Here is an 11,745-nt window from a genome sequence, read left to right on the forward strand (position 1 = left end):
TTCTCGACACGCACCAATGCAAAACTCTAACTTTGATTTTTTAGAAGAGGAATACCCGATACTTTTTAATATCGGACAATCGGCTGAGTTTAATCTGCATACGGACCCCGTTTCTAGTTTATTTAAACTAAGGTTGTTTATAGAGAAGCTTACTTCTAAGCTTTTTGAAGAACATCACTTAGAGTTTCCCAGAGAGAATAGCCTCCATAATCAGTTAAAGGCGCTACAATTCGAAGGGGTTTTACCTAACACTGTTAAGGATTTACTCTTTGCTATAAAAAACTCTGGTAACCTTGCCATACATCAAAACAGAGGCTCTGTCCAAGAAGCTACAGGAACACTGTTTTCTGCATTTAAAGTTGGAAAGTGGTTCTATGAAGCCTACTCTAGCAGCAATGAAGATATTACCTCTGTAAAATTCAGCCCACCTAAAAACTTGGATGCCAGGCATGCCTTGCATGAATTAGAAAAGCAATATGGTGAACTGGAAGCTCGATTCAATCAGATGCTGGAACAAAGGGAAAAGGGCAGCATGGACGAAGATCGGGCAATTGAAATTAAACAAAGGTCAGAAAAGGCTGCTAGTAAAATTGAAATGAACGAGCAGCAGACTAGGGTGTTGATCGATCAGCAACTTAGGTCTTCAGGTTGGGAAGCCAATACAACTGAGCTGAACTTCAAACTCAAAAGAACACTACCCCAACGAGGTAGAAATATGGCCATAGCAGAGTGGCCTTGTTCAGGAAAGTGGGCCGATTATGCCTTGTTTATAGGCACTGAGTTATATGGAATAATTGAGGCTAAAAAGTACGCAACAGACATTTCAACCGATCTCAGACAATCAAAAATTTATGCAGGGTTGGTCAGTGCAGACCATGATGCAGAACTGTTGGGAGAATGGTTTGACTACAAAGTCCCTTTTCTTTTCTCCACCAACGGACGGCCATATCTAGAACAGATCAAAACGAAAAGTGGAGTTTGGTTTCTGGATGTACGAAAGGAAAGAAACCGTGCTAAGGCGCTTCACAATTGGTATAGTCCTGAGGGGCTTATAAAGCTTTACGAACAGAATTTAGAGGAGGCAGAAGAAAGACTAAGAACCGAGTCGAGAGATTTTCTGGAAGACAAGGCAGGGCTAGGGCTTAGAAAATATCAGGTGAAAGCTATTCAAAAGGTGGAGGAATTGCTATTGAAAAAACCTGATACAAAGCGTGCGCTTATTGCCATGGCTACTGGTACTGGTAAAACCAGAACTATCATTGGTTTGTGCTATCGCCTAATTCAAACCAACCGTTTCAAACGGATTCTCTTTTTAGTTGATAGAACCCTTTTAGCCAAACAGGCAGCCGATGCTTTTCAGGACAATAAATTGGTAGGCCTCAACACTTTTGCAGAAATATATGATGTAAAAGGGCTGAAAGAATTGAACCCGGAAGAAGATACACGCCTGCACTTTGCTACTGTGCAAAGTATGGTAAAGCGCCTTTTCTATGCCGATGACGAAAAACAACCGAGTGTAGATCAATACGATTGTATCATTATTGATGAAGCACACAGAGGTTACCTTTTGGATAGAGAAATAGATGAAGAAGACATCAATTTCAAAGACCAGAAAGACTATGTAAGTAAGTACAGAATGGTGCTCGATTACTTCGATTGCTTTGCCATTGGGCTTACCGCAACGCCTGCTTTGCACACAAGAGAGATTTTTGGCGACTCAATTTTTACTTACTCATATCGCGAGGCTGTTATTGATAACTACCTGATCGATCATGACCCGCCTCACCTTATCAAAACCAAATTGTCAGAAGAAGGTATAGTTTGGGAGAAAGGTGAAAAGCCTAAAGCCTACGATAAGGAAACCAACAGTATTATAGAACTGGAACAGCTAGAAGATGAACTGAAAATTGAGATCTCTGGCTTTAACAAGCTGGTTTTGTCAGAAAGCTTTAACCGTACTGTGGTAAAAGAATTGGTGAAATATCTAGACCCCGAAGGAGAAGAGAAAACACTCATTTTTGCCGCTACTGATGATCATGCAGACGACATAGTCCAATACCTGAAAGAAGAATTTGATCTTATTGGCGTAGACTTGAATGACGATGCCATTCAGAAGATCACTGGTAAATCTTATAATCCAGAAGAGCAGGTAAAACGCTACAAGAATGAAAAATACCCCAACATTGCAGTTACGGTAGACTTGCTAACCACTGGTATTGATGTGCCAGCCATTTGCAATTTGGTGTTTATGAGGAGAATCAAATCTAGAATTCTCTTTGAACAAATGCTGGGCAGAGCCACTCGAAAGTGTGATGAAATAGATAAACAGGTATTTCAGATTTTCGATGCTGTTAAAATCTATGAAACGCTTCAGGAGTATTCTCAAATGAAGCCTGTGGTGGCCAACCCCAAACAAAGCTTTGAAGATTTGGTGAAGGAATTTCAGCACTTTGAAACTGAAGAAAGAGTACGCAAACAAGTAGAGCAGCTTGTGGCTAAAATACAGAGAAAGAGAAGAAGGCTAACCGATCATCAGCTGGAGCTTTTTGCCTACAATGCAGAAAATAGAGACCCCGATGAGCTAATCAATGAGCTTTTAACTTCAACTCCACAGGAAGCTGAAAAGCTGGTTAAGAAATTACCAAGCCTTTGGAAAGTGCTCGATGAAATGAGGCCTCCTTTATCGGCCATTCTGGTTTCTGACCATGAAGATGAACACTTAGAAACTGAACGAGGGTATGGTAGGGCAAAGAAGCCAGAAGATTATCTGGAGAGTTTTAGAGCGTTCGTTATTGAGAACCAAACGAAAATCGAAGCGCTCAATCTAGTTTGTACCAAACCTGCTTCGCTCGATAGGCAATCACTTAGAAAACTCATGCTTGAACTAGATCAGGCTGGTTTTAGCGCTAATAGGCTGAATATTGCTTGGAAGAATGCTAAAAATGAAGACATAGCGGCCGATATAATTTCCTTTATCAGAACCATGGCTTTGGGTAGCTCACTCATTAGTCACGAAGAAAGAATAAAGAAAGCGGTTGATACCATTAGAGGACTAAAGCAATGGAATGTAACTCAGGCCAAGTGGATCGACCGATTTGAAAAGCAACTTTTGCAGGAGAACATATTAACCGTGCAAGACCTGAATGATGCGCCTTTTATTGATAAAGGTGGCTTCGACCGCCTAAATAGAATCTTTGATGATGAGCTCGACCAACTCATTAGTAAGCTAAATGAGGCACTATACGCCAATGTAAGCTAAACTTGCTGTCGCAACTTGCGACCACAAGCAGACTTTGAAGGAATTAGACACCATATCGAAAACTAAAGCCGCTATTCAAACCATTAGGGGGCAGCATGTTTTACTCGATGAAGATCTGGCCCGTGTTTTCAAAGTGGAAACCAAACGACTCAATGAACAGGTAAAACGGAATATTGGTAAGTTCCCTGATGATTTCCGCTTTCAACTCACCAAAGAAGAGTTCGAAAACTTGAAGTCGCAATCTGCGACCTCAAGTCAGTGGGGCGGCAGACGCTCCTTGCCCTATGCTTTTACCGAACATGGCGCATTACAAGTAGCCAATGTTATCCATTCGCCTCTGGCCAACTCTATTTCAGTTTTTGTAATTAGGGCGTTTGTTGAAATGCGCGAGGTGATAGCCACACAAGAAGAAATTCAGCAAAACCAATCTGCTATGCCCAAAGGCGGTAAGAAGCTTGCTGGCTTTCTTAAAACCATTGGACCCAAGCTAGAGCAAACCTTCCAAGACATGATGGATACCGTTATTGACCCCACCAAGGGCAATACCATCGGTAGTGAGGCACATGAAATTATTAACGAGTCCATCAGCAGCTTAAAGGAACGACTGAAAAAGAGTGGGCTAGAAAACGAAGAAATTGCAGCCAGAATTACCAAATTGCTGGCCGAAGCAGAAAAAGACAGAGCCCTAAGCCGAAAGGCCAATGCAGAAACTGAGCAACTGGAATTTTTAAATAGAGTCAGAATATTGCGACTGTACTTAGAAAGCCAGAAAATACTGGGTGCTGAAGCGATCGATCAATCTGAAGAAAAGAAAATAGATGCACTTATTCAGCATCTAAAAGAATACAACAACCTATGAGCGCAGAACAGATAGCGAAAAAATTATGGGACTTATGTAATGTGTTGCGCGATGATGGCGTAACCTATCACCAATACCTTAACGAACTTACTTTTATACTCTTCCTTAAACTCTCTGAGATCAAAAACTTTGAAGGAGACATTCCTGAAAGATACCAATGGAAAAAGCTTAAAGAGGAGAAAGACAATAAGGCTTTATTCGACTTGTACCGCGATTTATTGGCCAACATTAGTAGAGAATCTACCAGTGCCAGTATTAAAGAGATTTACGAGAATGCTTCTACCACACTGCGCAAGCCAGTTAACCTGCGCACACTCATTACCCAAATTGATGGCATAGATTGGTATGATGACCAGGAGCAAGACATGATTGCCCATGTTTATGAAGACCTACTGGAAAAGAATGCGGGCGAAAAGAAAAGTGGTGCTGGGCAATACTTTACGCCCCGACCATTAATTAATATTATGGTGGAGCTTTTGGCGCCAAAAGTGGGCGAAAAATGGAATGACCCAGCAGCGGGCACGTTCGGTTTTATGATTGCCGCCAATGAATACCTAAAGGCCAAAACCGATGACTATTTTGATTTAAGCCCTGCGGAAATTGAATTCCAGAAAAAGAAAGCCTTTAGCGGTTGTGAGTTGGTGCAAGATGCCCACCGCCTGGCCTTAATGAATGCCAAGCTGCACGGACTGGAAAGCACCATTTATTTAGACGATACCCTTTCCAACAAGGGCAAAGACTTTAAAAATTTTGATGGCGTTTTGGCCAACCCTCCTTTTGGCACCAAGAAGGGAGGCGAAAAACCCACACGCGATGATTTTACCTTCCCCAGCAGCAACAAGCAGCTTAACTTTTTGCAACACATTTACCGCTCTTTGCACAAAAAGGGAACAGCCAGAGCAGCCGTAGTATTGCCCGATAATGTGTTGTTTGAAGATGGTGATGGCCAACGGGTAAGGCGAGACCTGATGGACAAGTGCGACCTGCACACCATTTTGCGTTTGCCTACAGGTATTTTCTATGCGGCTGGTGTAAAAACCAATGTGCTCTTTTTTAACAGAGGCACTAAAGAAACTGGTAACACCAAAAATATCTGGTTTTACGATATGCGCACCAATGTAGAAAGCTATGGCAAGCGCACCCTCTTTACCCGAAAGGCTTTTGATGGTTTTATAAAAGCTTACACCGGTGGTATTGAGCCAGAAAAAGTAGCAGAAAGCTACAATGGCGCAATAGACCATAACAAGCGCGAAGCCATTAAAGACGAACGCTGGCAACAGTTTAGTCGAGAAGATATTGCCGCCAAAAACGACTCTTTGGATATTGGCCTGATAGAAGATGAAAGCGTAAGCAAAAATGCCAATCTGGGTGAACCGTTGGATATTGCCAAAGAAGCAGCCGAAGAGCTAAACGACATTCAAAAAGAACTCAACCGAATTATTGAATTACTGGGTTAATGGAGAAGAAATTACCATTAGGATGGGAATCTGATGAACTCGATTCTTTGATCGCTTTCGTAATAGGGGGAGACTGGGGTAAGGACCCTGAAAAAATTTCTGAAGAAGATTATTCTTTAGTGGCATGTATAAGAGGTAGCGAAATAAAAAAATGGAGTTCAGAAAAAGGGCAAAGCGCATCGATTAGAGCAATAAAGACAAATAGCCTTGAAAAAAGAAAACTTGAAGAGGGCGATATTCTTCTTGAAATAAGTGGAGGAGGACCTGATCAGCCAGTAGGTAGAGTAGTATTTATCGACAAAGAAGTTTTTACTCATAACTCTGAATACCCGAAAGTACCTACCAACTTTCTAAGGTTAATACGACCAAATAAAGAGATTCATAGCAAATACCTATTCAGCTATCTGGAGTTTTTCTATTATTCTGGTGAGGTAGTAAATTACCAAGGTGGAAGTAATAACTTACGCAACCTGAAATTTAAGGAGTATTCCAAAATTTCAATACCCCTTGCCCCACTCCCCGAACAAAAGCGTATTGCAGCCAAGTTAGATCAGATTTTTGGGCATTTAGATGAGCTCACAACCAAGCTAGACCGCATACCAGCGCTACTAAAAAACTTCCGCCAGCAAGTACTTACCCAAGCGGTTACTGGTAAGCTGACTAGTATGGATCCGTTTCCTGTAGAGGACTTAGGTGATTGCTTATCGGATATAAAGTATGGAACATCAAAAAAATCTCATTATGATATTGAAGGTGTTCCCGTCTTAAGGATTCCGAATATTGATACTGAGAAAGGTCATTTAGATTTAAAGGATTTGAAGTTCTCTGAATTGGAGTCAAAAGAATTCAATAAACTTAGATTAAAAGTCGGAGATATACTGATAATTAGATCTAATGGAAGTGTTTCTTTAGTTGGGCAATCAGCAATAGTTTCAGAGAAGGAAGCAGATATGGCCTATGCTGGTTATCTTGTTCGGTTAAGAACTGATCAAAAACTTCTAGCTCCATACTTAAACTATTCATTATCGAGCGGATTTCTAAGATCTCAGATTGTTGAGGTTGCAAGATCGACCAGTGGAGTAAATAATATCAATACCTCTGAGATTAAGGCACTTCAAATTCCGGTTCCAACAATTCAAGAACAACAAGAAATCGTTAAGCGAGTAGAAGGCTTGTTTGCCGTGGCAGATAAGATAGAAGCGCAATACAATAGCCTTAAAACCAAAATAGACACTTTACCCCAAGCCATTTTAAACAAAGCCTTTAAAGGAGAGCTGGTACCTCAAAACCCCAATGATGAGCCCGCCAGTGTTTTGTTGGAGCGTATAAATGGAATTAAAACAGGTTCTAAAAAAGCAGCTAAAGCCTACAAGGAAAAAGAAACGGAAGTACCCTTAGCTGCAGAGGGCAAAGAGGAATACAAGTAGTATCCTTAATAAAGATTGGTATTAACAGACTTCATACTGATTGAGAGCACTGATAGATTATGCATAGCGAGTTGCCGCTGGCTGTAAGATGATAACAGCAGTAGACTAGGGACGTATGGTCAGCTTAAGAATAAAGATCGTTATATAAGCGATGAATAAATGAGAAAAGGTTTTTTGATATTCTGTGATGAGTCTGTCAAGAAAGACAGGCACTATTCAAACTTCTATGGAGGTGCTCTTATTTTTAAAGAGGATTATGAATATGTAAAGAACCGATTGAATCAAACGCTTTCTGAACTAGAGTTTGAAGATTCTGAGCTGAAATGGTCGAATATAAATACGCACAGGGTTGAATCATACAAAAAGATCATTTCTGCTTTTTTTTCGCTTATAAGAGAGGGTAAAATTAAGGTTAGAATCATGTTCACTGATAATCGCAATGTTCCAGTAGAACTTACATCTGATCATAAAAGAAAATCCTACCACTTACTCTATTATCAATTTATTAAGCATGCCTTCGGGTTTTCGCATTTAGATTCCGACTACCCAATTGACCTTGAGCTTTTTTTTGATATACTGCCACAAACCAAAAAGAGTAATATCGATTTCAAAAAATACATATACGGAATTCAGTTTCTGCCTGAGTTAATAGATTCAAACCTTTTCATAAAAAAAGATTCGATTTATGAAGTGGACTCTAAAAAGCATTTAATTTTACAGTGTGTTGATGTTGTTTTGGGTTCAATTGCCTTTAGACTAAATGATCATCATTTAGACAAACCCGATGGCGAGAGAAGAAGAGGAAAGCGCACTTTAGCTAAAGAGAAAGTATACAAACATATTAATCAAAATATCAGATCAATTAAGCCCAATTTCAATATTGGGGTTAGTACTTCCTTTCAAGATCAACTGGATAAGTTTACAGATCAATATAGACATTGGATTTTTGTACCTAAAAAATCTGAGAATATAGGAGGTAGCAAAAAAAGGAAACGCTCCTAGATGTTCTAATAGCCTTCCACGTAGCACGTGAATCTTCGAACATTTAAAAGCGTCTGTGCAAGTATACGTATTTTATCAAAAATTGATATCTCTACCGCCCTATAATTACTTTAAAACTTACGTAAATACACGTCAAGAAAATATTAACCCGTATTAACTCTGGTTTTTTGAAGATCTTCTGGAATATTTTTAAAGAGATATTCGATTTTCAGTCGGGTGACTGTTAATGCATGGTGCGAAGCGAGGGATTCGAACCCCCAACACCTCCTATCCTAAAGAAGTACCGAGTTAACTTTCGACCAATCATTACTAAGCAAATATGCCAGTCTTCGCACGGAGGCTGCTTCGCGAATAATTGTTTCTATTATATCCATAACAAGTGATTTGATCATTCTGATTAAACATTTAACAATAACCACGAATCCTAAATTACCTAGGTCAAATAGATCAAAAGTCAACATTGGCACTTTATCTAAAAGGCAACCAAATTGACTAATATCCTCTAATTTAAAAATAAATACTGTTCTAATACAAAAGAAAGAAGTATAGAAAGAATAAAAACAACAAACCACCTTTCCTGAATCAAGTTCAACTTAACAGCTCCCAGCTCCCAGCTCCCAGCTCCCAGCTCCCAGCTCCCAGCTCCTACCCAACTTTTTCTAAAGCCTGATTGATATCCCAGATAATATCTTTCTCGTTTTCTACGCCAATTGACAAACGAACCAAGTTTGGTGAGATGTTGTATTTTACTCTGTCTTCAGGAGGCACGCCCGCGTGAGTCATAGAAGCAGGGTGTTCAGCTAACGATTCGGTGCTGCCAAGACTCACCGCAAGCTTCATCAACTTCAGGTTGTTTAAGAACTGAAAGGCCTCTTTTTCTCCGCCATTAATATCGAATGAAACCATAGCTCCATTGCCTTCGCACTGCTCATCAAAGATTCTCTTTTGCTCTTGGTCTTCAATCATTCCTAAATAGTAGACCTTTTCCACTTTAGGGTGATTTTGAAGGAATTCGGCCACTTTGCCTGCATTAAACTCCTGAATGTTCATGCGTGCCTTCAGGGTTTCCAAGCTGCGCATAAGAAGCCAGCCTGTCCATGGGCCAGCCATGTTGCCTAAGAAGGTTCTCATGCCTTTAACTCTGGCCATTAATTCGTTGGAACCTAAACAAGCTCCGGCAATTACATCGCTGTGGCCACCAATGTACTTGGTAGCGGAATAGAGAATAAGGTCTGCTCCATGCCTTAATGGGTGTTGCCAAAGTGGCCCCATGTAGGTGTTGTCTACAGCCACTAAAGTCTTTCTTTCTTCAGTACCGAATTGATCAGCCAGGCTTTTACACATCTTCAAGTCTATCAGCGCGTTGGTTGGGTTGGCAGGAGTTTCTACATAAATCATCGCTACTTTATCCATCAGGCCTGCCGCTTCCACTCTTTGAAGAATAGTCTCAGCAGTGTCGGTTGAGTCAAAATCAATTACATGAATACCGAAACGAGTTAGAATCTGCTCAATGAAATGGCTGGTTCCACCATAAACAGGTTGGCTGTAAAGAAGGGCATCACCCGGGCTTAAGAATTCCATCAGAACCGTGGTAATGGCCGACATTCCACTTTCAAAAACAGCGCAGTCTTCGGCACCATCCCAAAGAGTTAATCTGTTTTCAAGAATTTCCAAATCGGGGTTATTGAGTCTGCTATAGATGAGGCCAAGCTCTTCGGATTCTTGCTTTTCGCGAAGCCCATAAGCTACCTCAAAAAATGCTTTACCCTCTTCGGCAGTTTTAAAAACAAAGGTACTTGTCTGAAAAATTGGGCATTTAATTGCTCCTTCCGATAGCTCCGGCTTATAACCGTAAGACATCATTAGACTCTCCGGTTGCATGAAATTCTTTTTCTCGTCCATTTCTGTAAAATTTACTCAAGTTAGACTAGGAGTCTATTATTAGTCAATAGATTGGTAAATGAAACTGCTTTGATATAGATTAGTAGTATAAATATCTATTTTGAGATACTTTCTGAGTGTCTCCCAGAAATTTTATCTAATGGACAAAACAGACAAGGCGCTTTTAAGGGCTCTTCAAGAAAATGCGAAGCTTACTAATAAAGAGTTAGCGGCTCAATTGGGCTTAACTATTACTCCCGTACATGAGAGGATTAAAAAGCTTGAAAGGGAAGGATACATTTCGCATTATTCGGCAGTAGTGAACCCTCAAAAGGTAGGTTTGGCATTGCACGTATTTTGTAGTGTTTCGCTGAAAGATCATCAGAAGGAGTTTATAGAGCAATTTGAGCGAGATGTAATGGCTTTGGAAGAGGTGTTGGAGTGTTACCATATTGGTGGTCAATTCGATTACCTATTAAAGGTAATGGTGAAGGATATGGAGACTTACAGAATGTTTGTGTCTCAAAAGCTTTCTGAGCTAGACAATATCGGCAACGTGCAGAGCTCTTTTGTAATGTCTGAAATCAAGCGTTCGGCTGGACTGCCATTTTAAGTAAGTTCGAATTCCATTTTTCAGATTGAAGTTTAACTTACCGCTCCCAGCTCCCAGCTTCCAGCTTCCCGCTTCAAAGCCTCTAGCTTCTAGTTTCAATTATTGCTAGCTTTAGTCAATAGCAGTAACCATGAGAAGAGAGCAAAAGCCTAGAAGGTTCGGGTATTTTTTGGCCGAAATATTTATTCTGATACTCGGTATTTCCGCATCGTTCGCTTTAAACGAGTGGCGTGTATCCAAACAAGAGAGTTCTCAAGAAACGGAGTTGCTTCTCAATTTCAAGCAGAATTTAAAGGTAGATAGCCTAGCACTTCATGAAGGAATGAAACAGCTAAAACTGCAAGTAGAAAATGCACAAAAGCTGCTCATGTCTGATGATGCGTTACCAATAGATAGTTTAGCTAATTACTCCATTTCATTGCTCAATTATGTGCCTTTCAATACTAATGATATCACTTATCAGCAAATGAAAAGCTCTGGTAGAATAGGTATAATTGAAAACGACTCTTTGGCCAATCGCCTAGTAGGACTGTATGAAAGTAGCTTTGAATTGGTTACTACTTGGACGCTGATTGACGCTGAACATGTACGACAGAAGCTGATTCCCTTTGTAGAAGAAAACTTTCCCTTTGCTATAGGCTTGAGGTATAGCCAATCCGATAACAGTGTGAAGCGAGAATTGGCCAAACAGATCAAGTCAGATCAGTTTAAGCATTTGGTGCAATTTGGTCTTTCTTATAAGGCCAGTACAGCAGTGATTGTAGAAAGTGTATTGGAAGAAATAAGAGAGACTATTGCTATGATAGACTCCGAACTCCCTTCTTCCCAAACAGTTTATGGTCGAGAGAGTACTTCCCAGGGCCAGTGATCAGAATGAAAACATAAGAAAGTAAGTAAAACACAGACTTCTCTTGGCTAGAGAATGGGTCGTCTCCATGGGCAATTTGCCAAGCAACAAGCATAGTTACTATTAATGGTATTGCCGCAAAACGTGTTGTGAGACCCAAGATGAGTAAGCATGAGCAGATAAACTCTGCAAAAGCGGCTAAAATCAAAGATGCTTCCACACCAATGCCCAGCGGGTCTCCAAAGCTGAAGTCTCCATTGAGAACTTTCTGAAACTTGCCCCAGCCATGTGTTATCATCATGGCAGAAATACCTATTCTAAAAATCAATAGGCCGAGATTAACATTCGTAGGGTACTTTCCGTGTCTCAGAAATTTTTTGATCATAGCTAAGCGTTTACC

At 40.4% G+C, this 11,745-nt stretch carries 9 protein-coding genes; 7 read left to right on the forward strand and 2 right to left on the reverse strand.

The window, feature by feature from the left end; all coding sequences use genetic code 11:
- Positions 1-16 precede the first annotated feature (16 nt).
- From hsdR to T7867_RS08490, 5 genes are all read left to right on the forward strand, one after another.
- A complete protein-coding gene (gene hsdR, locus T7867_RS08470) occupies positions 17-3,259 on the forward strand; it encodes a type I restriction-modification system endonuclease (protein WP_068218079.1) in 3,243 nt (1,080 codons plus the stop codon).
- A 34-nt stretch (positions 3,260-3,293) separates the two neighbouring features.
- Positions 3,294-4,118 carry an ORF6N domain-containing protein gene (locus T7867_RS08475; protein ID WP_068218082.1) on the forward strand — a complete coding sequence of 275 codons (825 nt, stop codon included), beginning with the start codon at positions 3,294-3,296 and terminating at the stop codon, positions 4,116-4,118.
- Positions 4,115-5,575 carry a class I SAM-dependent DNA methyltransferase gene (locus T7867_RS08480; RefSeq protein ID WP_068218085.1) on the forward strand — a complete coding sequence of 487 codons (1,461 nt, stop codon included), beginning with the start codon at positions 4,115-4,117 and terminating at the stop codon, positions 5,573-5,575. The genes T7867_RS08475 and T7867_RS08480 overlap by 4 nt, the downstream gene beginning before the upstream one ends.
- The gene (locus T7867_RS08485) at positions 5,575-7,002 is read left to right on the forward strand and encodes a restriction endonuclease subunit S (protein WP_068218088.1); all 1,428 of its coding nucleotides are present in this window, start codon (positions 5,575-5,577) and stop codon (positions 7,000-7,002) included. Before T7867_RS08480 ends, T7867_RS08485 begins: the two co-directional genes overlap by 1 nt.
- A gap of 159 nt (positions 7,003-7,161) precedes the next feature.
- Positions 7,162-8,004: a DUF3800 domain-containing protein gene (locus tag T7867_RS08490; RefSeq protein WP_068218090.1), complete on the forward strand. Its 843-nt coding sequence runs from the start codon at positions 7,162-7,164 to the stop codon at positions 8,002-8,004.
- A 645-nt stretch (positions 8,005-8,649) separates the two neighbouring features.
- Here the strand turns inward: T7867_RS08490 and T7867_RS08495 are convergent.
- Positions 8,650-9,906, reverse strand: coding sequence for a cystathionine gamma-synthase family protein (locus T7867_RS08495; protein WP_068218097.1), 1,257 nt, complete (start codon positions 9,904-9,906; stop codon positions 8,650-8,652).
- A gap of 139 nt (positions 9,907-10,045) precedes the next feature.
- Here T7867_RS08495 and T7867_RS08500 point away from each other — a divergent pair, with 139 nt between their 5' ends.
- Together T7867_RS08500 and T7867_RS08505 are read left to right on the forward strand one after the other, a co-directional pair.
- On the forward strand, positions 10,046-10,498 hold the full coding sequence (locus tag T7867_RS08500; RefSeq protein ID WP_068218100.1) for an Lrp/AsnC family transcriptional regulator: 453 nt from the start codon (positions 10,046-10,048) through the stop codon (positions 10,496-10,498).
- A 130-nt stretch (positions 10,499-10,628) separates the two neighbouring features.
- Positions 10,629-11,366: a DUF6090 family protein gene (locus T7867_RS08505; protein WP_068218103.1), complete on the forward strand. Its 738-nt coding sequence runs from the start codon at positions 10,629-10,631 to the stop codon at positions 11,364-11,366.
- Here the strand turns inward: T7867_RS08505 and T7867_RS08510 are convergent.
- Positions 11,296-11,730, reverse strand: a complete 435-nt coding sequence (locus T7867_RS08510) for a DoxX family protein (protein WP_084375612.1) — start codon at positions 11,728-11,730, stop codon at positions 11,296-11,298. The two genes, T7867_RS08505 and T7867_RS08510, sit on opposite strands and share 71 nt — an antisense overlap.
- Between the last annotated feature and the right edge of the window lie 15 nt (positions 11,731-11,745).

It is taken from the genome of Roseivirga spongicola (genome assembly GCF_034376045.1).
GTDB lineage: Bacteria > Bacteroidota > Bacteroidia > Cytophagales > Cyclobacteriaceae > Roseivirga > Roseivirga spongicola.

Bases quoted from the DNA above. Each gene is read 5' to 3' on its own strand.
- T7867_RS08500 (WP_068218100.1), top strand. From the start codon at position 10,046: ATGGACAAAACAGACAAGGCGCTTTTAAGGGCTCTTCAAGAAAATGCG.
- T7867_RS08505 (WP_068218103.1), top strand. From the start codon at position 10,629: ATGAGAAGAGAGCAAAAGCCTAGAAGGTTCGGGTATTTTTTGGCCGAA.
- hsdR (WP_068218079.1), top strand. From the start codon at position 17: ATGCAAAACTCTAACTTTGATTTTTTAGAAGAGGAATACCCGATACTT.
- T7867_RS08510 (WP_084375612.1), bottom strand. From the start codon at position 11,730: ATGATCAAAAAATTTCTGAGACACGGAAAGTACCCTACGAATGTTAAT.
- T7867_RS08490 (WP_068218090.1), top strand. From the start codon at position 7,162: ATGAGAAAAGGTTTTTTGATATTCTGTGATGAGTCTGTCAAGAAAGAC.
- T7867_RS08495 (WP_068218097.1), bottom strand. From the start codon at position 9,906: ATGGACGAGAAAAAGAATTTCATGCAACCGGAGAGTCTAATGATGTCT.
- T7867_RS08480 (WP_068218085.1), top strand. From the start codon at position 4,115: ATGAGCGCAGAACAGATAGCGAAAAAATTATGGGACTTATGTAATGTG.
- T7867_RS08485 (WP_068218088.1), top strand. From the start codon at position 5,575: ATGGAGAAGAAATTACCATTAGGATGGGAATCTGATGAACTCGATTCT.